The sequence below is a fragment of the Solobacterium moorei genome (genome assembly GCF_036323475.1).
GTDB classification, from domain to species: Bacteria; Bacillota_I; Bacilli_A; order Erysipelotrichales; family Erysipelotrichaceae; genus Bulleidia; species Bulleidia moorei.
Genome location: NZ_AP028934.1, coordinates 324,288 through 346,988 on the forward strand (window position 1 = coordinate 324,288; position 22,701 = coordinate 346,988).

Below are 22,701 nucleotides of genomic sequence, written 5' to 3' on the forward strand. Positions count from 1 at the left end.
CGTAATCGTCGGTCTTATTCCTGGAGAAGCAGTCAGTTGGGTTGAGGATACAACCGGTTTTCAATTTCAGAAAGTTATTGTAAAGGATTTATCTACCGGTGCGTAGGTCGCAAATCTATTACAAGGAGATATTCCGGAACTGAAAGCAGGAGTTATTTACTCGTTGAATGTAGAATATGCAGTTCCATCCTCCCTACAGTTTTCAAATACCTATTTTCATTTAAATCTTGGCAATGGAACGTATATTACAACACTTCCAGGTTCCACGTTTACAGAAGAATTTAGGTATAATTTCTGGACCGATCAATCAACTGAAACTATTAACAAAGGTGATACAACTACGACATTGATGACGTTGATTATTGGTGGTAAGTCTTTAAGGGAGGCTGGTAGTAAGACGCTGTTGAAATTGAATATCCAAGTGATATTGAATGTGTTTCGCTTGAAGAAACACAACTCTATCATAGAAATGGTACGGTTGTATCTACAGCAGAGAGTGGTGGTATTAAGACTACAAAAGTAGAATGGGATGAGCCAGGTTCTTATTCTGGAACTCCGATATTTGTGCCACATGTTAAGGTTCCAGTAAATTCTATCTTGTGCAAGTGGTCAACCTTCAATAGTGTTTTAAGGAAACTTAAGAAGGAAATTTGGGATGATACGCCAAATGTTGATCGAACATCTCGCAATGCTTCTACAATGATAATTAAGATGATTGATGATGTTGATCTATAGTAGGTAAATCCGCATGCTTTAACAGATACAGAGGTCACCTAGGCTTATAAAATATAATACATATAACGTGCGTTTAGGGTCCTTGCTGATTAAGATTGAACTGACAGCTCCAATAACGCCAAAGACAATTGAAATGATGATTGATGGGACAAACACTGCTATCATTCGTGGTGTAACAATTTCATATCACAATGACATGGTGTATGGAAATATCTATTGGACATCCGCTAGTGTGCTGGTGGTGCATCTAGCGTGAGTATCTTATAGAAGTTTAATGTTTTTGTGATAATTACAAATACAGCATTAGGTTTAGATATCAATGATTCTATCAAGTTTATCAAGGTTGATTTGGGTACAATTTCTGCACAATATGATGGCGTGCCCCCTCAACGTGACCTATTAGATACATGGAATCCAAATCACAGGTTTATTTCAGGTGGTGAATACTATGGTTGGTCTTACATTCAAAATGGTGTAGATGGTAACTGGAAAGAAGGCATAAACACAGATGTTAAGACAGCTATAAATTTTATATGACAGGCACAATATCAACCGCTGTTGATACTTACCACTCAAACTGGATAAGATGGAAATGACATCTAACTTTGAAGTGAAGTTCGTCAAGCTAAAGCTAGGTAAAACTATCAAACTTTTTTGTGGAAGTGAATGAGTTTTTGTGAATATTTCTGTAGAGGTGAGACGATGAAATGTCCACGTTGTGGGAACTTACAAAAATCATACTTTTATAAAGGTAGTCATGGCTATTACTGTCGAAAATGTATTAGGTTTGGAAGGCTTTTATTAGAGGAAGAGGAAACGAGTCTAGAACTTCAGGCTATTCAAGAGGATTGTAGTGAATATACCATGCAGTATCCCTTAACAAAATTTCAAGAAGCAGTATCTAAAGAGTGTCAAATGAATATAAGAACACAGGATGTATTACTAGAGTGTGTATGTGGCGCGGGTAAAACGGAAATGGTACTTGCTAGTATTGCGGATGCATTAAATGAGAATCGAAAAGTCTGTTTTGCGATTGCAAGAAGACAAGTTGTATTAGAACTATCAGAAAGACTAAAGACCTATTTCAAGAAAGCAAAAATCATCGCAGTATGTGGTGGTCATACGGATGAGATTGATGGAGATTTAATTGTGTGTACAACTCATCAGTTATATCGCTACCAAGGACAATTCTCGTTACTGATATTGGATGAACCGGATGCTTTTCCATATCGTGGCGACGAAGTACTACATGGGATTGCACAACATGCGTGCATAGGGCATGTCATCTACTTAACAGCGACGCCAGACAATTATTTGTTGAATAGAGTACAAGAAGGGACAATGCGTCATATCGTGTTAAATAAAAGACCACATGGACATGATTTGCCAGTCCCAAGACTTTTTATTTATCCATCGATAGTATTGTTTTGGGTATTATTACGATGGATAAACAAACATACATGCAATCCAAGAATTATCTTTGTGCCAACGATAAAAACTGCAAGTATATTAGGAAAAATTCTGAGCATATTTATGAAATGTTATGTGTGTACAAGTGAAAGTGAAGATAGAGACAGGATCATTTATGAGTTTAAAAAAGAATCAAACGGTATTATGATTGCGACGACAGTTCTAGAACGAGGTGTCACAATTCCAAAGGCAGATATCTGTGTATGGCATGCGAATCACTCGGTATTTGATGAAGCTGGCTTAATTCAAATGGCTGGTAGAGCAGGGAGAAGCTTCACATCACCAGAGGGAGATGTATTATTTTTGTGTAGTGAGAAGACAGAACTTGTACAGCTTTGCAAAGAGAAGATTGAGCAGGCAAATCACGTATGCATTGTTTAATGTGTGGATTGGAAAAAGGAGATGGGGATATTATCGATATTTTAGAAAATGATGATCCTTTATGTCATACATGCCGCAGTAGCTTAAAACATGTCAGATTTCGTATGAAGTTTCATGGATACAAGCTATATGCGAGTTATGTTTATGATGATACGTTTGCGAAGATATTAGTTCAATACAAGGAATGTTTTGATGAAGCTTTGAAAACAGTATTTCTCTATCCATTTCGTTGGTGGTTGATGATACGATTTTTTGGATATACTGTCTGTTATTTGCCAAGTTCAAAAGAAAAAATCACAAAACGTGGGTTTCACCATCTAGAAAAGATGTTTTCATCACTTTCTTTACGGCAGGCGGATCTCTTTGAAAAAGTGAATGATTTTGATCAGAAAAATCGTAGTGTGGAAGAACGAATGAGGATGGCTGATAACATTGCATTAAAAAAAGATTGTGTTGTGCCAAAGAAGGTTCTATTGGTAGATGATACGATTACAACAGGTGCTTCTTTGTTGGGGGCACTTCGTTGTTTGAAGGATTATGACTGTAAGATTGTAATTTATGTAGTCAGTGTGAATCATCTCTGGCTAAAAAAGCCTAGAATATTCGGGAAATGAAGTGATTCTAAAGTGTTGGCAGTGCTTGTCGCATTGCCTTTTACATGTCGAAAATATATAATAAAATAGTTATTTAGTATAAAAAATATGGAGGCATTATGGCAAATTTTTTAAGTCGATTATTCAACGAAGACGCCCGTAAGTTAAAACAGATTCAAAAGAAGATCAAGCCAGTTTTGGATTTGGAAGAAGAATATAAAGCAAAAAGTGATGATGAACTCAAAGCGATGACACCGTATTTGAGAGAAAAGCTCGCTGCTGGTGCTACTTTAGACGATATCTTTGTGGAGGCATTTGCAACAGCACGTGAAGCCTGCCGAAGAGTGATTGGAGAATTCCCATACCCTGTTCAGTTGATGGGCGCTGCTGTTATGCAAGGTGGCGATATCGCTGAAATGAAGACGGGCGAAGGTAAGACTTTGACATCTGTTATGGCGGTATATCTAAATGCCTTAGAGGGTAAAGGTGTTCACGTTGTAACTGTAAATGAGTATCTATCAGAACGTGACTCCGCATGGATGGGAGAAATTCACCGCTTCTTAGGACTAACAGTTGGCTTAAATCTTCGCCAATTAACAAAGGCTCAAAAGCGTGCAGCGTATGCATGTGATATTACATATACAACAAACTCAGAACTTGGATTTGATTATCTACGTGACAACATGGTAACGCGTGTAGAAGATCGTGTACTACGTGGCTTAAATGTTGCGATGGTCGATGAAGTTGACTCCATTTTAATCGATGAATCTCGTACACCACTAATCATTTCTGGTGGTAAAAAAGATACTGCCAATCTATATCTTCAGGCTGATCGCTTTGTAAAGCGTTTGGTAAAAGATGAAGATTATGAATTAGATGTAAAGTCACGTACAGTTCAGTTAACGGAAAAGGGTACCGCAAAAGCAGAGGCTACTTTCCGTATTGAAAACTTATTTAACCTAGCACATACACAGTTATTACATCACATCAATCAGGCTTTAAAGGCTAACTATGTGATGTTAAGAGATATTGAGTATGTCGTAGATGAAGAAAATGATGAGATTGTAATCGTCGATCCAAATACTGGCCGTTTGATGAAGGGTAGACAATGGTCTGATGGCTTACACCAGGCAGTTGAAGCCAAGGAAGGCATTTCTATCAAGCAAGAAACAACCACTCTTGCGACGATTACATATCAGAACTTCTTCCGTCTCTATAACAAGCTTTGCGGTATGACTGGTACAGCGAAGACAGAGGAAGAAGAATTCCTAGAGATTTACAACATGTACGTATTTGAGATTCCAACAAACCGTCCAGTTGCACGTATTGACTATCCGGATGCGGTATATGGCACAAAGAAGGCAAAGTTCAATGCACTTGTGGATGAGGTTGTAGAACGTCATGCGGCAGGGCAACCGGTACTAGTAGGTACAATCGCGGTTGAAACTTCCGAATTAATTTCTAAGTACTTAAAGGAACGTCATATTCCACACGAAGTATTGAACGCTAAAAACAATGCTCGTGAAGCAGATATTATCGCTAAGGCTGGTCAGAAGGGTGCAGTTACAATTGCGACAAATATGGCTGGTCGTGGTACTGATATTAAGCTTGGTGAAGGTGTTCGTGAGTTAGGTGGTCTTTGTGTATTGGGCTCTGAAAGACATGAATCTAGACGTATCGATAACCAGTTGCGTGGACGTTCTGGTCGTCAAGGGGACCCAGGTATGTCACGTTTCTATGTATCTGTACAGGATGATCTAATGGTTCGTTTTGGTGCGGAACATATGGAAGCGTTATTCGCAAAACTTGGTGATACGGTCATTGAATCTAAGACGGTTACACGTTCTATCTCCGGCGCACAACGCCGTGTTGAAGGTGTAAACTACGATGCTCGTAAACAGTTATTACAATACGATGATGTTATGCGTCAACAGCGTGAAACAATGTATGATACAAGAAATTTCATTCTTGAAAATGACGATGTTCACGCAGTCATTCACGATATGTTTAAGCGTGTCATCTCTGATATTGTTGCAGCACACTTCAACAGTGAAGCTAGAGATCAAGACTTAAATGAACTCATTGCGGCTTTAGATGGTATTGGCTTCAAGGGTGTTGTTCGTGTAGAAGATATCGAGGGACGTACTGAAAATGATGTCGTTGATATCTGTTTAGAACAGGCTTGGTCTGACTATGAACAGAAGATTGAAAAGGTAAAAGATAAGGTGTTGCCAATTGAGAAGGAAGTATCCTTACGTATGATTGACCGTGCTTGGTCTAACCACATCGATACGATGTCGAAGTTACGTGATGGTATTGGTTTGCGTTCCTATGCGCAAAGTAATCCTCTACAGGCATATGTCACAGAAGGATTTAACTTATTTGAAGATATGATGCGTACAATTTCTCGTGAAATCGTAGCGTTTTGTATGAATATCCGTGTCGTGGATGGACCTGAACAGGAGGCGTAATCATGGAATTGTATGAGATGAGACAAAGCGTTTCACAGTGCCAAGCAAAATTGGAGTCGCTTGGCTACTCTCTTTGACTTGGAAGGGAAAGAGAAACGTTTAGCAGAAAACAATGCCTTGATGGCAGAGGCTGACTTCTGGAATGACCAGAAGAAGGCACAAAAAATTATTCGTGAGAGTAATCAATTAAAAGCTTTAATTGAAACCCATCATTCCTTAACTGATTCCTTTGCGGAATTAAGTGAAGGAATCGGTGAATTATCATCTTCCTTTGATGAAGATATGAATGAACTTATCAGTGAAGAATATACAGAGACAATGAAGAAGTTTGAAGAGTTTGAAATTCAAGTTCTATTGTCTGGACCATATGATAATCATAATGCTATTCTAGAAATTCACCCAGGTGCTGGTGGAACAGAAGCAATGGATTGGGCCGCAATGTTATATCGTATGTATATGCGTTGGGCTGAAAGAAAAGGCTTCAAGATTGAACTGATGGATTATCAGGAAGGTGAAGAAGCAGGTATGAAGTCCTGTTCTGTCCTCATCCAAGGTCCTATGGCATATGGTTACTTAAAGGCAGAAAACGGTGTGCATCGTTTGGTTCGTATTTCACCATTTGACTCTAACGCAAGAAGACATACTTCCTTTGCATCAGTCGAAATCATGCCAGAATTTGAAGATGATCTTGAAATTGAAATTGATGATAAAGACTTAGATATTATCACAATGCGAGCTTCGGGGGCTGGTGGTCAGCACATCAATAAGACAGACTCCGCTGTACGTATGACACATATCCCTAGTGGAATCACTGTCTTCTGTCAATCACAGCGTTCCCAAATTCAAAACCGTGAAGCGTGCTTGAATATGTTGAAGTCAAAGCTATTACAGCTTAAGATTCGTGAAAATGAAGAGCGTGCTGCTGCAGTAAGAGGTGAAGTGAAGGCAAATGAGTGGGGCTCTCAAATTCGTTCGTATGTCTTTGCGCCATATACGATGGTAAAAGACTTACGTACTGGTCATGAAGCAGGTAATGTACAAGCTGTCATGGATGGCGAAATTGATGGCTTCATTGATAGTTACTTACGTAGTATGATTAAGGCAGATGAATAAAGAACTGTGCTATCAAATCACAAATAAACAAAACGGTCTTACAGTAAAGGCCGTTTTATCGTCTTTGGGTTTTAGTCGTCATGAGATTTCACGCTTTAAATTCTCAGCATATCAGATGTATTTAAATGAGAAGCCGGTGAAGGTCAATCGTGTTGTGCATACAGGAGATGTACTAGTAATTCAAGAACTGAATATAGAAACATATACACTCCATCCATGCACAGTACGACCAGATATCTTGTATGAAGATGAAGATGTTGTGGTTGTGTGTAAACCGGCAGGTATGCCATCTCATCCCAGTCATCATCACTTAACGGATGATATGGGAACACTTTTAAGAGATTATTATCAAGATGAGCACTTTGTAATTCGTCCAATTGGACGATTAGATAAAGATGTATCAGGGATTATGATCTACGCAAAGAATCAACTCTCGGCCGCAAGATTAGCAGCACAAAGGAAGGATGGAATACTTCAGAAGCACTACTATGCAATCGTAGAAGGACAGCTAGAAGATAAAGATACACTGATTTTTTCCTTGATAAAGGAAGATGGACAGATGACACAATCCTTCAATCAAGGTGGAAAACAATGTGTTACAGAATATGAAGTGATTAAACACTATCAAACAGAATGCTTAATCAGAGTATATTTAAAAACGGGAAGAACACACCAGATACGTGCTGGCTTTGCGGGTATTGGTCATCCACTTTGCGGAGATACGCTATATGGCGGTAGTATACACTGGATCAAGCGGCCAGCATTACATTGTGCAAGAATAGAGTTTTTACAACCATTTACCAAAGAGAAGATGATTCTAGAGAAATCACTACCAGAAGATATGAAAAGAAAGTAGTTAGACTATCTTTCCTTGTTTGTAATATTGAATCATCTCAGTTGTAAGTGATGCATCATCTAGACTGTTAATAGCTTCATCACGATCTGCCCATCGTGCTACACGCAACTCATTTTCATCCATCTGGATAGGAGTATCACCGTGCGCTTTGCACCAGAATCCTAATAGTAATGTGGATGAGAAGGACCATGGTTGTGATTTATAGTACTGAATATCAGTTATGTCTAGGCCTGTTTCTTCTTTTACTTCACGCTTTACGGTTTCTTCTATCGTTTCACCAATTTCACAGAAACCGGCAACGAGTGCATAACTTTGGTAGTGACCATGTGCATACTTCGTTACAAGAATCTGTCCTTTGTCATTGGTAATACCAACGATAACAGCAGGCGAAATCTTAGGATATACAATATTTGAGCAATGTGGACAACGCATCGCTCTTTCTTTTTGATCAAAGTCCATTGGATGACCACACTTACCACAATATTTATTATCTTGAATCCAACGATACAGTTGCCAAGCTGTAATTGCCGCAAAACCTAACATTCGATTTTCAAAGGTACGCATCGCACGGAAGGATACCTTAATATGATTAAGACTGGTTAAGTCGGCGAGGAAGAATTTCAGATTGTCGATTGAAAATAGATAATAACAACTACTCTTCTTGGAAATTTCATGATAACGATAGAATTGATGTTCATCTTTCATTAAGACTTGGTCTTCTTCAAAAGAGAAGATAATATCATTATCAGTAGGTGTAACACCTGTTTGAAATACATTCTTATAAATATGTGGGTATATATCTTGTATCATCTTATGACCTCCTGGAAATAAGAAATGGTCCTTATCGGACCAACAATAATATTATAGAACAAAAAAATTTTAATTGTAAGACTATTAAATTTAAAAGTAGATGCTATAGTAAAGGTGCAAAGAGAAGTACCCTAGAAGAAAGGATAAGGAGGTACAAGTTCATGAAGGAAGTGTTACTCAATTACAGTTTACGCTCCAACATTTAACAAAAATCGTTAAATGATATGTTTCTCAAGAAAAGTTGAGGACAGACCAATGGACAATTTAAAATGAAAATAGAATATAAATAATCATTTGTGAAGCACAAATTATTCTGAGATTCGTATTTCAGTAGCGAAGTATCGCAAAAAAGATAATGCAGTAAATCTATAGCATCAAGAAAGGTCTCGCAAAAACAAACCGTCGGATTGAAACAGCAGGGTTTAATCGAGACCTTTCATTATGTCTGTATGGTAAGGTTAGTTTAGAATTTACTTGATAAGCATCTATAAAAAGCAATTTGATTGAAACTTTAAAATGTTGCTGAGTATATTAAAAAAACTATATTATTATGTGCATTGCACTGCAATATGAATGATATGAAAAATAAAGAGAATAGGACACTACGAATCGATCATGATATTAAAGTGCAAGCAACAAAGTTATTCAAATCTTTAGGGTTTGATATGCGTATTGCTACTGGAATTTTCTATCGACAAGCATTACAACATCATGGGCTACCATTTGATGCGAAAATAGAAAAACCAAATATAGAGACATATGCAGCGATGGAAGATGCCATAAAAAGAAAAGATTTAAATGGCTCTTTCGATAGTGTTGAAGAACTGATGGGGGTCATTAGATGATTCGATAGGTTTATACTGTAGGAAATAATCGTGCTGTTATGTAATCAAACTACATGACCAGAAATATTTAGAGATTATGCATTCACTAATTCTAGGAATGATAAAGATATGAGAGAATGCCATATAGAGCTAGATTGGTTGTTGGTATATAGGTTATAAAACAGGAATTACTTCTTGCATTAATTAGAACGGGTACACATAGCAATTTTTTTAATCAGTATTAAAACAGCACATCCAACCGTTTTGGTTTTGTGTGCTGCTTTTAAAATGCTATGGCTGTATAGAAACTTATGCCATTAATTCTGCTCGAGTTTGTCTTTTTATTTATGTGATTGGAATAAGAATCGAATGACATAGATGGAAGTGATACATGGTAGGATTGTTGGTAGTGGAATGTCAAAGAAGATTGGTGTAATAAAGCCAAATAGTACAACAGCCAATACGTGGTATGCAATAATCGCAATTTGTTTAAATTGAATCTGTTCATTTAGTTTTGCGGATGTTTGGATTGCAAATACCAGAGCACTTAAGCGTTTGCGCGTTAATATAATATCATTATCTTCAGAATCTAAATTCTGACTAATGCCAAATTGAATATTTACATCAGCGGTAGATGAAGAGGAAGAACTATCTGCATTAGCGTACATACTGATAGAGTCATGCGAGCATGATTTTATCAGATTTTCTTTTTCATTCATATCTACATTTGCATGAATGTTTTCGATATCACAGGTATGTTTGATATATTGAATCTCTTTGATATTTCCATGTGCAAAAAGATGTACATCTGTTAGTTCCTTGAGTGAATGAATTGCTTGTAAGCTATTTGGAACAATTGGTCTTTGTGTTGCGATTAAACCAAGTGCTTGATCTTCACCAATTAGGATAAATACTGTCTTTCCTTGATTTGTAAGTTCATCAATCATTTGGTTTATAGTAGAGCTGATTACATCTGTGTTAGAGAAATCATGTGTATTGTTTAACTGATATGTGCTTTGAATCGTATCAGTTTGATGTGTCTTTTGAAAATTTGTTAGAACACTTAGATTTACAGAAGAAATCTTCTGTGATTTTAAGTAACGTGTAATCGCTCTAGAGTAACTATCATGTCGTTTGTTGGATAGCGTATATGCAATATAACGCATGATATTTAAATCTGTTTCTTCAAGTGGGATAAAATCAGTTACTTCAGGTTTTGAGGCAATCAAGATATCGTCTTGTTCGAGAAATAATGTTTCTGCTTTACCAGCTGTTTCTAACGCATCTACATTACGGAAAAGCACATGATTTTTCGCTGCGTAAATTGCCTTTTCTAGCACTTCTTTTTCAGAGGCGATTGTTAATGCATTCATTGCGACAGATGCTAGTACTGCAATAGATACACTGATAGCGATAGAGAAAGATTTACCAACTAAAATCCAACCAAAGAATAAGATGATAGCTGCAATAATGGAATATAAGAATAAGTATTTTGAGAAGTTTTTAAATGGTGAATCAAACGATTTATCGTTCGCTGTTTCCTTAGCAAGTTTTGCGAATTGTAATAGGGTGGTCTTTTCGCCAATCTTCTCTACTTTGATTTGTAGAGAGCCTTGTATGCAACGTGTACCTGCATATACATAGGAACCTTCTGACTTTGTGATATTTGACTGTACACCGGTTAATGTAGATTCATCAACAGATGCGTAACCTTCTACAACAATGCCGTCGCAGGGAATGTTTTCGTTTGGCCGAATAATCAGGATCTGGTTCTTTTTAAGTTGACTTGTCTCTTCGATAACTTCGCCAGTCTTATTAAAGACTGCTGTGTTTTCTGGAATATACTGTTTGATATTCAATGATGTTGTGGAAGTTTGTTGCATGTATTTCAAATACTTTGTTTTATAGAGATTTGTACCAAGTATCGTAATCATTGATATCATAAATGGGTATGCATTTACGGTATTTTGAATTGTTAGGAAGATACCGTAAAAGAATGATATTCCAATCGCAATACTATCAATGGTTGCGAAAGATAGATTCTTATCTTGAATTTCTTTTTTTGCATGCATGAAAATTACACGACCTACATACAAGGAGTGGATTGAGAATAGTAATCCAATCCAAGGTGTAATATGTAATATCCATAGTATCGCTAGTAGAATCACTTCAAACACAAAGACAAATAAGATACGATAATTTGGCTTTTTTGGATTTTTTGTGTCCTGTTGGATGAGGAAATCTGAAGTTGGGATTTTGCGTGTATATGCATGATATCCACATGCTTTAATTTTTTCGATAATGATATCTGCAGTAATGATAGTTGGATCATATTCTACAGTCACATTGCGGTCGCTTAAAGTAACCGTTACAGTGACGATTCCTTTTGTATTGATTAGGTGTTGATGGATTGTATCAGCACTTGCATTTAAATATAGATTTGCGACTGAAAATGTTTGCTTGACTGTTTCCATGGATATCCTCTGTTATATTTTACAAAATTATCATCAGAATAGGAATGTAAATTCTCTGATAGATAAAAGAAAACACATGGAATCCATGTGCTTGTGATACAAATTATCTTCCGCGGAAACTGAAGACTACGATGATAGCACTTACTACTAGTTGCACGATTGAGCCTGGTAATACACCAAGAGTATCGTAAATGATTAGTAGAAAAGTTGGTACTTTGAAACTACCGCTTAGATTTCCAGTTAGATGTAGAACTAGAAGTACTGCTGCGTATAGAAACCAAATTGTACCGAAGACGATTCCGACCCAATCTTTTTTCTTTTCCATATTTTTTTGGCCCTCCATAAAGAATTATACCCTTCTTATCGCATATACAAACTAGTTTTTGTATATATTAACAATACAAATGTTAGTTTATATTTGTTGTGAAAGACTAATTGAACTATTTTGGTTAGTATAATCTAACAAAAAAACATGGAATTGATGCGGATTTGTTTTTGTTTGACAAATATTGAGTATAATTATAACGAGGTGACTAAATTATGATACAGGATAGAATCAAACAGTTAAGAGCTTTGATGGCTGAACGTAAGATTGATGTATATTATATTCCAAATGAGGATGATCATCTTTCTGACGAATACACAGCTGATTATTTTAAGTGTAAATCATACATGTCTGGTTTCAGTGGTGAAGCTGGATGCACAATTATCACAAAGGATTTCGCAGGTCTTTGGACCGATGGTAGATTCTTTACGCAGGCTGAAAATGAACTTCAAGGAACTGGTGTTACATTGATGAGACTGCGTCAAGAAGGCGTGCCAAATCCAATCGACTTCTTGATTGCGAATACACCAAAGAATGGTGTATTAGGTTTTGATGGTGCAGTGGTTTCTGCTAGAAATTACTTACATCTAACACAAGCATTGAAAGAAAAAAATGCGAAGTTATATACAACAGAAGATCTTGTTGGAATGGTTTGGGGGAAAGAAAGACCTACTATGCCAACAGAGGAATTATATGTACTTCCTAAGAAGTATACAGGTGAAGAAGCTTCTGAAAGAATTGCACGTACAAGAGAAGCGATGAAGGCTAGCAACTGCGATGCAATCTTATTAACTGCATTAGAAGATCCATGTTGGTTATTGAATATTCGTGGTAATGATATTGCGTGTACACCAGTTAGTTATGCATTCGCTGTAATTACAAATAAGAAACTCTACTATTATGTAGACGCAAAGAAGATCAATGCGAAAGTTGCTCAGTACTTCAAGGACAATAAGGTAACAGTACGTCCATACAATGCGTTAATGAAGGACTTACAGAAATTAGAAGGTAAGAAGATTTGGGGAGATATGGGGCATCTCAATTCTAATCTGTATAAAGCATTAGCAGGGAATGAAATCTATGATGCGATTTCACCAGTTGCTTACTTCCGTGCAATCAAGAATAAGACAGAAATCAAGAACATTCGTAATGCACATGTAAAGGATGCGGTTGCGATGGTGAAGTTCATCTATTGGGTCAAGAATACTGTTGGAAAGGGCAAGATGACAGAAGTAACTGCCCAAGACCATTTATATGCATTACGTGCAGAACAGAAGAACTACATCGAACCATCATTTGAAACAATCTGTGCATATCAAGAAAATGCCGCAATGATGCACTACACTGCAACAGAAGAAAAACATGCGGCAGTGAAGGCAAGAGGTTTCTTACTTGTTGACTCTGGTGGAACATACAAGGATGGTACAACAGATATTACAAGAACAATCGCGTTAGGTGGTTTAACTGCGGAAGAAAAGAAGTTATATACAAAGGTATTAAAGGGACATCTTGATTTGCTGCATGCGAAGTTCTTGTATGGAACAACAGGTAATAACCTAGACATTCTTGCAAGAAATCCATTATGGAATGACTGCATTGACTATCAATGTGGTACAGGCCATGGTGTAGGGCATGTATTAGCTGTACATGAAGGTCCACACGGTATCCGTTGGGGCATGCCAGCAAATGGTAAGGCAGTTATTCTCCAAGAGGGAATGGTTGTTACAGATGAGCCAGGTGTATATCTACCACATAAGTTAGGTATCCGTATTGAAAATGAGATGATCGTTCAAAAGGAAGAAAAGAATTTCTATGGACAGTTCTTATCCTTTGAAGATATTACATATGTACCATATGACCGTGATGCGATTGATACACAGTATCTCAGCGATGAAGAAATCGATTGGATCAATGCATATCACAAGATGATCTGGGAAAAGATTGGACCACTTCTCAGTGGTAAAGAAAAGAGCTTCTTAAAGAAGGCAACTGGAAAGATTACACGCGCATGAAATTTATCTCTTGGAATGTAAACGGCTTAAGAGCCGCAATGAAGAAGGGCTTTGCGGACTTCTTCCATGAACAGGACGCAGATTTCTTTGCATTACAGGAAACGAAGATGCAGCCGGACCAGCTTGAAGATGCGATGAAGTTCGAAGGTTACCATATGTATATGAACAGTGCAGAAAGAAAAGGATATTCTGGAACACTGATCTATACAAAACATGAACCACTCAGTGTAACCTATGAAATCGAAGGTGATGTTACCAAGGAAGGTAGAGTCATTACTCTTGAATATCCGGATTTCTATTTTGTATGTGCATATGTACCAAATTCCAAAGATGGATTATTACGTCTACCGTATCGCATTGAATGGGAAGAGATGTTACGTAAGCATTTAATGGAGTTAGATAAGAAGAAACCGGTGATTTATACAGGTGACCTAAACGTAGCACATGAAGAAATAGACTTGAAGAATCCAGCAACAAACCATAAGAATCCTGGTTTCTCAGATGAAGAACGTGCAGCGATGACTAAACTACTAGACTCAGGCTTTAGTGATACATTTAGAGAACTTTATCCAGATACACAGAAGTTCTCTTGGTGGAGTTATCGTATGAAAGCACGCGAAAGAAATGTTGGTTGGCGGATTGACTATTTCTTAGTGAGTGAGCGTCTACTAGCAAATGTACAAGATGCATTGATATTTGATGAAACAGAAGGTTCCGATCACTGTCCAGTTGGATTAAATATCAATCTGTAATAAAATAGTACATATTAGAATTACGGAGGTGGAATCATGGATGTAAAATCTATGGTATATGGATATAAGGAAGAACTTTTAAAAAGATTAGGAAAGCTTATATCAATTAATAGTGTGGAAGGAACGTCAGAACCAGATGCACCGTTTGGCAAAGGTCCTAAGGTTGCTTTAGAAACAGCATTAGAAATGATGAAGGCAGATGGTTTTAACACAGTAAATTTGGATAACTATATTGGCTATGCGGAAATCGGTTCAGGGGAAAAACTGATTAGTATTATTGGACATTTAGACGTCGTTCCTGCCAATGTAAAAGATGGATGGAATACAGATCCATTTCAAATGGTAGAAAAAGATGGTGTTCTATATGGTCGTGGTGTAAGTGATGATAAGGGTGCAATGGTTGCCAGCATGATTGCATTAAAGGTAATCAAGGACATGAACGTTCCACTTACAAAGAGAATTCGTTTAATCTTCGGAACAAATGAAGAAACTGGATCGAAGTGCTTGAAACACTATGTTAAAAAAGAAGGTTCTGTAGACTATGGATTTACACCAGATGGTGACTTCCCAGGTGTACATGGTGAAAAGGGCATGATTTCCATGCGTTACCTTTCTAAGCATACGGCGATTAAGGATATCCAAGGTGGTAGTGCAAAGAATATTGTTTGTCGTAACTGCTATGTAGTTATCGATAAAAATAGTTTCTCTCGTAAGACACTAGAAGATTACTTCAATAACGAGAATCTCGAATTTAGCATCGAGAACATCGGCAAAACGGATGTTAAGGTCTCTGTACAGGGAATCGCTGCACATGCAAGCTTACCTGAACTTGGAAAGAATGCGTTATCTTACTTAATGGATGGTTTAAAGCAGTCTGGTTTCCAAGATGGATTTGTTGATTTCTATTGCAAGCACTTTGGTCTTGCGACTGATGGCAGTGGTTTTGGTGCAAACTGTTCTGATGAATATGGAGCACTCACACAAAATAATGGTGTGATCTCGATGCAGGATGGTGTCATTGAAGGCTCTATCGATATCCGTTTCCCAGTTACTTTGACTTCTCGTAAGGTGCTTAAGTTAATGGAAGGACATCTAGAAGATGAAAATGGTGTCATAGAAGTACTCCATACACATGAACCATTATTCTTCCCAATTGATTCGCCACTTGTAAGTGCATTATGTTCTGCATACCGTGAGGTAACAGGTGATAAGGATGCACAGCCAATCACACTAGGTGGTGGAACATACGCAAAGGGAATTGATAATACAATCGCATTTGGATGTGCATTCCAAGGCAAGGATTATCATATCCATGACGCAAACGAATATGTTGAGATTAATGAATTACTCCTACAAGCAGAAATCTATGTAGCCGCAATTCTAAAACTCTTAGCAATCTAGAAAAAATAGACAGGAACTGGTAAAACAGACCTGTCTTTCATTTATCTAATATTCTTTGAAGATTAGTGCGTGCTATAATAGTCACATGACAAAAGTAGCGATTTTATATGATTTTGATAAAACACTGTGTGGAAAAGACATGCAGGAATATAGCTTGATTCCTTCTTTAGGCTATGAAAATCCAAAGGATTTCTGGAAGGAAGTAACCTCTTTAGCAAATGAGCACAATATGGATGCGATTAGTGCGTATCTATATCTATTGCAGAAGAAGTTTGAAGAGATGGGTCAGCCACTTACAAAACAACAATTTGAAGGTGTAGGAAAGGGCATTGTTTTGTATAACGGTGTGGATACTTGGTTCAAGCGTATTAATAAGTATGGAAAAAAATTAGGACTTGAAGTAGAGCATTACATTATCTCTAGTGGTATGAAGGAAATCATTGAGAATGTAATGGTTGCGGATGAGTTTAAACATATCTACGCATGTAGTTATTTCTACGATGAAAATGAATTTGCTAGATGGCCAGCGCAAATCGTAAACTACACAACAAAGACACAATATATCTTCCGTATCAATAAACAAGTCTTAGATGAAAATGATTCGGAAGACTTAAATACTTACATTGATCCAAAACTACGTCCAATCCCATTAACGAAAATGGTTTATGTTGCGGATGGTTTAACAGATGTACCGTGTATGCGCCTTATAAAAGAGTATGGTGGTCGCTCTGTTGCGGTCTATAACGAAAAATCCGTAAAGGCAAAAAAGATAGCGGAAAAACTCATTCGTGAAGAACGTGCAAACTATATGGTAAAAGCAGATTACAGTGAAGGCTCAGAGATGGAAACGCTGATGAAGATGATACTCAACCACATGAGTGCAGATAGTACCTTAGAAGCTTTGGAAGGTAAAATCAAATAAAGAGGAATATATCTATGACAAATGCGGAGAGATTTCTAAATGCCTATGCACAATGTGAGAAGAGGTTGGCTGAACTAGCAGAACAACCAAGATATATTCCATTCTCACAACTTGTTGCTCGATGTGCAAATCGAAGTCGAGTCGTCGCAATCAATCAACAATCCCTACGGGAATACAATGAATTGCGTAACGCAATCGTACATATCCGCGGTAGCAAAAAAGAGATTATCGCAGAACCTTGCAATAGTGTAACAGAGGATATTGAACGTATCGCAAAATTATTAACGGAACCACATGATATTCTAAAGTATGCAAGCATGCCTGTAAAAACAGTGCATATCGATACGAGTATTCGTGATGCTTTTCAGCTCATGCAAGAGATGGACACATCTAAGATTCCAGTATATAAGGAACAAAATTTTGTGGGGATGCTTACGTTAGCTGAAATTGCGAAAGTTGCGATGCAAGGAAGAACAGATGATACGGTCGTATCAGATGTTATCTCTTCTACAAAGAATTCTAGAGTTGTGTTTACTTCTAAGAGTAATAATGTGGATGTTGTATTAGAGTATTTTGATAAGGCAAGAGATGAAGGTATTACTCTACTAGCAATTCTGATCACCGAATCAGGAAAGTCGAGTGAAAAGCCTATCGGTATTATCACAACAGCTGATTTGCCAAATATTCTAAAAATTTATGCATAAAAAATAATAGGGTGGAAGCCCTATTATTTTAGTATAAAATGTAGTGCTACTTTACCATCTTCATAATGCAAGTGTAACATTGCACCATTGATCATTGTGATGCGAGGTACGGTATGGCCAATATCCGCATCATAGATAACTGGTATATCTTGTAATGCATGTTTGATTGCGTCTTCATAACTTAAGCCAGTACTATTCGATTCGAAACAGGTTCTGCCAATGATGATTGCTTTGGTTGTTTGAAACCAACCCATATACTTCATCTGTAAAAGGGTGCGGTAAAGTGTTTCACTATTCATTGCAAAGTTATCGAAGTACCAAATGATACCATCATTACGATAGCGTTTGATAAACTCTAATGTACCATCATATGGTGTGCCAATTAAATCCTTCAGTACATCAATACAGCCACCGATACATCTACCTTCTACGTTGATTGTATTAGAAGTGGATTTCCAGATACTATCTTTATCATAGACAATATCATCTCTAAAGAATGGTGGTTGTTCCATGCGGCGTGGATAGTTGTGTTGTACAACTAAGTTACCTTTTAGTATCGCAAGATTTCCCTCTAAATAATCTGGGGTGGGTGTTGCGTAATAATCACCGGCATTCTCACCATAGAGTGTTGCGATATCGTACTTGGTGGTAATTGGATATACAAGTCCAGTTGGATCGGAAGCACCCATAATCCACTTTGGATTTGCTTGAATGATAGATGGGTTTAAACGAGGGAGGATATCAAATAAGAAGTCTCCTCCAGTTGCGGCAATAATCATATCTACATCTTTATCGAGTAAGAGTTCTTCAACTTCTTTTGCACGAATGATTGAAGAATTACTTGGTTCACTTTCATTACGTACAGATGCAGTTTCTTTTGTTTGATAACCATACGTATGCAGGTTATCAATCGAACGCTTAAATTTCTGTACAAATTTACCAACACCTGAACTTGGAGCACAGATGCCGATTGTATCACCTTGTTTTATAAATTTAGGATATTTCATATATCGTCTCCTTAAGTCGTATTATACATAAAATAACCATCGGTGGGGAGCCGACGGTTAAGTAAAACTCATTATTATTTTATAAATTGGGGGGGATTTATGAATTTAAGAAATAATTTAATTACTGTACTGCATTCTAGCTACTCTTTAGTAACTTTGTTCTATGTTCTCCTTTCTGTTTACAGTTATTACTATAAAGTGAATATGTTAAGAAAATAAGAACGCTATGTGAACTTTATCTGAACAAATGATGTGTTCAATCACATATTTCACTAGAATTAATAGATGATATAATAACTCTATGAATATGCAAAATAAAATCTGTAAAATAGGTACGGCTCTATTTCTGGCTGTTGGAGTTATTGGCTGTACACCAAAAAAAGAGTCAGTATCTACACATACTGTAAATGACGGTAACTATATAGGAATTGGGACTGGTTACAATGGCTATGTAACGGTATCTGCATCTTTCCGTAATGGGATGTTAACAAATGTAATTGTGACGGATGAAGAGGAAACGGATGCGGTATCTGATGCGGCGTTAACCAAGATTCCAGAATATGTAATCGATGAGCAATCTTTAAATGTAGATGTTTCTACAGGCGCAACACAGACTTCAAAAGCTGTACTAGAAGCGATTGGGAATGCGATTGCAGCAGCTAATGGAAATGTTGAGGAGTGGCAGAAGGATTGTACTGGAAAAAATAAAGAGAAGGTCATTGAAGAAGAGTCGGATGTAACGGTTGTCGGTGGTGGTGCTGCAGGTATCGCTACAGTGTTACGCTTACAGGAAAAAGGATATAAGACAAGCTTAATTGAAAAGGATAGTGAGATTGGTGGTTCTTTACGCTACTATGCTAGTAGTGGGCAGATTGTAGCAGGCTCCACAAAGGCAAATCTAGAGGATGTTGATTCTGCTAGTACATTGGCGGAGAATATCACAGCGTATAGCAATCAAACAAATAGTCCTACTTTAAGCCAATTATTTGAAGATCATATAGGTGAAACTGTAGATTGGCAATCAAAGATTCTGGGAATCACATTTGATAAGAAGACAGGGTATGTACCTACTGATGGCTTATCCTTAAAATCTGTCATGACGTATGATGAATCCAGTGGCGAAATTGATGACTTACTACAAAAAGAAGTGAAGGTATCTGGTTCTAGTGTTTATACAAACACAGGTATCATTGGCTTGCGTTATGATGAAAACGGTAAGGTCATTGGTGTAAGAGCGAAGAAGTCTAATGGGGATATTGTTGAGACAACATCAAAGTATGTGGTCTTAGCAACAGGGACTTCTGCAGGGAATTTGAATTTAATTCCTGATCGTGATCGCAACTCAAATTACCTAGGTCTTACAACAAATACGGGGGATGCGTTAGCACTTGCAAGAGATGCGGAGCATCCGTATCAGATAGAAGATGGTTCGGTGGTATATAACTATTTAGGATATAGTGTACGTGATATAACATTAGATACATATCTTGCGACAAAAGCTGTTCTTGAAAAATGTGTTGCGTTAGTCAACAATACAGGAGAACGTTTTATCGATGAAACAGAACCGTATAATCAAATCTCTGAAGCAATTCATAACCAGAATAATGCGACTTCCTATCTTGTAATGAATGAAGATGTCTATGAAGAATGGAAGAAGAAATTACTTTCAACAGCCACAATCACAAAGGCAGATGTGAAATATCTGCAGTCGATGTATGGAATTGTTCCATTTAGCGGTGGAACATTAAGTGAAGCTGCACTTTCAGCAGACTTAGATGCACAGAAATTAGTACAAACAATCAACTATCATAACTTCGAAATCGATGCATCTAGTACTAATACAATGGGCAAGATTGATCCAGATAAGCCAACATGCATTATTCCGTTAAATAAATATCGTTATGAGACAACAGGCGGTTTAAAGGTGGATGATCACTTGAATCTTCTAGATAGTAGTGGTACTTCAACGTTAAATGTATTTGCGGCTGGTAGTATTGCGGGTAATGTATTTGGTGAGAAGATGCCAGGTGGAGCAGGACTTGCATGGGCATTTGTGTCTGGAAAGTATGTCGCAGATGAAATTGTGAGTGCCTTACAAGAAAAATAAATGAAAGAGTATGTATGAATTTGAATTCATGCGTACTTTTTTGATGGATTGGTTGTATCATTAATACGGTTTTACAATCCAAAAATAAATCTGTTATAGTATGGTACGCAAGGGGAAGTAAGTTATGACAAGTACAAATGAAAAAAAGATTGATCTAAAACAGAGCATAGACTTTATACGTATCCTAATATATGCGGCAATCGTTGGCCTAGGTGCAGGTGTTCTTGGTACGTTGTTTACATTTAGTGTAAATTACGTTACTCAACTAAGAACTAATTATCCATGGTTAATATATTTCTTGCCTATTGGTGGTATTGTTATTGTTCTGCTATATAAACTGGCTAAATATAAGGATGCTGGAACAGATTTGGTAATCAATTCAATTCATTCTGAACCGCATTTACCGGTGCGTATTGGCCCATTAATCTTTATTTCTTCTGTGATTACACATTTATTTGGTGGTTCTGCTGGACGTGAAGGTGCAGCGCTACAGATTGGTGGTAGTGTTGGTAGCTTTGTATCAAAGACATTTCATTTAACGGAAGAAGATAAGAAGACATTAATCATGTCTGGTATGTCTGGCTGCTTCTCGGCTTTATTTGGGACACCTTTAACGGCAGCGATTTTACCGTTAGAAGTTGTACATGTTGGATATATGGAATATGCGGCATTACTTCCATGTGCTATTGCATCGCTAGTTGGACATAGTGTGGCTATCGCTATGAATCTGGTGGAGCCAATGCATCACATTGGTACAGTTCCTAATTTGGACGTAATTACAACGCTTGCGGTTATTGGATTATCACTATTAGCAGGACTCGTAAGTCGCCTATTTGTTTTCAGCTTACATAAGACACATCATATCTTTGCGATGATTGAAAATGCATATGTACGTGCAATTATAGGTGGTGCTATCATCATCATTTTGACACTGTTAGTTGGTAATCAAGATTACAATGGTGTAGGTTCACAGATGATTGAACGCTCATTAAGTGGGAATGTTCCAATCTATGCATTCCTATTGAAGATACTCTTTACAGCAATCACTCTATCAGCTGGATATAAGGGTGGGGAAATCATTCCGTCTTTGATTATCGGCGCTACTCTTGGTAGTGCATTTGGTACGATATTTGGATTACCTGCTGGCTTATGGGCTGAGGTTGGAATGGTTGCGGTATTCTGTGGTGTAACAAACTGTCCAATCACTTCACTATTAATTGGATTTGAATTATTCAACTTCCAGGCAAGCTCATTCTTATTGATTGCGGTTGCGATCAGTTATATCGTCTCGGGCTATTCTGGTTTATATAAAGCACAGATGATTATTTTTTCTAAGACAAGTCGTCAACGCATTGAACGCAATACAAACTAAAAGCATTTTAGTATAAAAATGACTAAAAAATAGTAAAATAATACATAGAGGTGAATACTATGAAGAAAATTACTTATTTCCATCTAAATTCCTGCCCTTATTGCAAAAATGCCAATAAGGCTATTGAAGAGTTAAGAGCAGAGAATCCAGAATACAACAACATTGAAATTGATATGATTGAGGAAAATGAACATCCAGAAATCATTGAAAAGTATGATTATCACGCAGTTCCATGTATGTGGATTGGTGATCAGAAAATCTATGAAGCGCATTTATTTGAGAAGTATGACGAATGCAAGGAACAAGTGCGTAAAGTATTTGAGGCTGCTAAATAGTTTTTCTATGAGGAATCTATTAAAGATTCCTTTTTTA

Annotated in this window: 21 protein-coding genes; 17 read left to right on the forward strand and 4 right to left on the reverse strand. The window is 37.2% G+C overall.

Annotated elements, in window-relative coordinates:
• Positions 1–163 precede the first annotated feature (163 nt).
• From RGT18_RS01545 to RGT18_RS01580, 8 genes are all read left to right on the forward strand, one after another.
• Positions 164–523: a hypothetical protein gene (locus RGT18_RS01545; protein WP_028077880.1), complete on the forward strand. Its 360-nt coding sequence runs from the start codon at positions 164–166 to the stop codon at positions 521–523.
• Positions 524–817: 294 nt separating this feature from the next.
• Positions 818–991 carry a hypothetical protein gene (locus tag RGT18_RS01550; protein ID WP_156022798.1) on the forward strand — a complete coding sequence of 58 codons (174 nt, stop codon included), beginning with the start codon at positions 818–820 and terminating at the stop codon, positions 989–991.
• Positions 992–1,017: 26 nt separating this feature from the next.
• Positions 1,018–1,272 (forward strand): hypothetical protein, encoded by a 255-nt coding sequence (locus tag RGT18_RS01555; RefSeq protein WP_028077878.1) that lies wholly within the window; start codon positions 1,018–1,020, stop codon positions 1,270–1,272.
• 327 nt (positions 1,273–1,599) lie between these two features.
• Positions 1,600–2,586 (forward strand): helicase-related protein, encoded by a 987-nt coding sequence (locus RGT18_RS01560; RefSeq protein ID WP_162141220.1) that lies wholly within the window; start codon positions 1,600–1,602, stop codon positions 2,584–2,586.
• Positions 2,574–3,200: a phosphoribosyltransferase family protein gene (locus RGT18_RS01565; RefSeq protein WP_028077876.1), complete on the forward strand. Its 627-nt coding sequence runs from the start codon at positions 2,574–2,576 to the stop codon at positions 3,198–3,200. Before RGT18_RS01560 ends, RGT18_RS01565 begins: the two co-directional genes overlap by 13 nt.
• 98 nt (positions 3,201–3,298) lie before the next feature.
• Positions 3,299–5,650 (forward strand): preprotein translocase subunit SecA, encoded by a 2,352-nt coding sequence (gene secA / locus RGT18_RS01570; RefSeq protein WP_028077875.1) that lies wholly within the window; start codon positions 3,299–3,301, stop codon positions 5,648–5,650.
• A gap of 2 nt (positions 5,651–5,652) precedes the next feature.
• Positions 5,653–6,763, forward strand: a protein-coding gene (gene prfB, locus RGT18_RS01575) for a peptide chain release factor 2 (RefSeq protein WP_156022797.1) whose coding sequence is annotated in 2 segments (ribosomal slippage) — positions 5,653–5,724 and positions 5,726–6,763 — 1,110 coding nt in all. Because the reading frame shifts where the segments join, the coding sequence is not laid out codon by codon here.
• A complete protein-coding gene (locus tag RGT18_RS01580; RefSeq protein WP_028077873.1) occupies positions 6,756–7,619 on the forward strand; it encodes an RluA family pseudouridine synthase in 864 nt (287 codons plus the stop codon). Before prfB ends, RGT18_RS01580 begins: the two co-directional genes overlap by 8 nt.
• Here RGT18_RS01580 and nudC read toward each other — a convergent pair whose 3' ends face one another.
• The gene (gene nudC / locus RGT18_RS01585) at positions 7,620–8,429 is read right to left on the reverse strand and encodes an NAD(+) diphosphatase (protein WP_028077872.1); all 810 of its coding nucleotides are present in this window, start codon (positions 8,427–8,429) and stop codon (positions 7,620–7,622) included.
• Between the two features lie 578 nt (positions 8,430–9,007).
• Here nudC and RGT18_RS01590 point away from each other — a divergent pair.
• On the forward strand, positions 9,008–9,274 hold the full coding sequence (locus tag RGT18_RS01590; RefSeq protein ID WP_028077871.1) for a type II toxin-antitoxin system RelB/DinJ family antitoxin: 267 nt from the start codon (positions 9,008–9,010) through the stop codon (positions 9,272–9,274).
• Positions 9,275–9,594: 320 nt separating this feature from the next.
• On the opposite strand, the gene RGT18_RS01595 is transcribed toward RGT18_RS01590, so the two are convergent.
• Positions 9,595–11,727: an HAD-IC family P-type ATPase gene (locus RGT18_RS01595; protein WP_028077870.1), complete on the reverse strand. Its 2,133-nt coding sequence runs from the start codon at positions 11,725–11,727 to the stop codon at positions 9,595–9,597.
• 103 nt (positions 11,728–11,830) lie between these two features.
• A complete protein-coding gene (locus tag RGT18_RS01600; RefSeq protein WP_028077869.1) occupies positions 11,831–12,052 on the reverse strand; it encodes a hypothetical protein in 222 nt (73 codons plus the stop codon).
• Positions 12,053–12,267: 215 nt separating this feature from the next.
• Between RGT18_RS01600 and RGT18_RS01605 the strand changes: the two genes are divergently transcribed.
• The 5 genes from RGT18_RS01605 to RGT18_RS01625 all read left to right on the forward strand — a co-directional run bounded on the left by RGT18_RS01605 (position 12,268) and on the right by RGT18_RS01625 (position 17,843).
• A complete protein-coding gene (locus RGT18_RS01605) occupies positions 12,268–14,064 on the forward strand; it encodes an aminopeptidase P family protein (RefSeq protein ID WP_006526610.1) in 1,797 nt (598 codons plus the stop codon).
• Complete coding sequence (locus RGT18_RS01610; protein WP_006526611.1) at positions 14,061–14,816, forward strand: exodeoxyribonuclease III; 756 nt, start codon at positions 14,061–14,063, stop codon at positions 14,814–14,816. The genes RGT18_RS01605 and RGT18_RS01610 overlap by 4 nt, the downstream gene beginning before the upstream one ends.
• A gap of 36 nt (positions 14,817–14,852) precedes the next feature.
• A complete protein-coding gene (locus RGT18_RS01615) occupies positions 14,853–16,217 on the forward strand; it encodes a Sapep family Mn(2+)-dependent dipeptidase (protein WP_028077867.1) in 1,365 nt (454 codons plus the stop codon).
• An 85-nt stretch (positions 16,218–16,302) separates the two neighbouring features.
• The gene (locus RGT18_RS01620) at positions 16,303–17,139 is read left to right on the forward strand and encodes an HAD family hydrolase (RefSeq protein ID WP_028077866.1); all 837 of its coding nucleotides are present in this window, start codon (positions 16,303–16,305) and stop codon (positions 17,137–17,139) included.
• 14 nt (positions 17,140–17,153) lie between these two features.
• A complete protein-coding gene (locus tag RGT18_RS01625) occupies positions 17,154–17,843 on the forward strand; it encodes a CBS domain-containing protein (protein WP_028077865.1) in 690 nt (229 codons plus the stop codon).
• Positions 17,844–17,866: 23 nt separating this feature from the next.
• On the opposite strand, the gene RGT18_RS01630 is transcribed toward RGT18_RS01625, so the two are convergent.
• Complete coding sequence (locus RGT18_RS01630) at positions 17,867–18,850, reverse strand: S66 family peptidase (protein WP_028077864.1); 984 nt, start codon at positions 18,848–18,850, stop codon at positions 17,867–17,869.
• 301 nt (positions 18,851–19,151) lie between these two features.
• Between RGT18_RS01630 and RGT18_RS01635 the strand changes: the two genes are divergently transcribed.
• From RGT18_RS01635 to RGT18_RS01645, 3 genes are all read left to right on the forward strand, one after another.
• On the forward strand, positions 19,152–20,957 hold the full coding sequence (locus RGT18_RS01635; protein ID WP_028077863.1) for an FAD-dependent oxidoreductase: 1,806 nt from the start codon (positions 19,152–19,154) through the stop codon (positions 20,955–20,957).
• Positions 20,958–21,081: 124 nt separating this feature from the next.
• Positions 21,082–22,329, forward strand: a complete 1,248-nt coding sequence (locus tag RGT18_RS01640) for a chloride channel protein (protein WP_028077862.1) — start codon at positions 21,082–21,084, stop codon at positions 22,327–22,329.
• Between the two features lie 59 nt (positions 22,330–22,388).
• Entirely contained in the window at positions 22,389–22,664 is a 276-nt protein-coding gene (locus RGT18_RS01645) for a glutaredoxin domain-containing protein (protein WP_006526618.1), read from the forward strand.
• Positions 22,665–22,701: the final 37 nt, after the last annotated feature.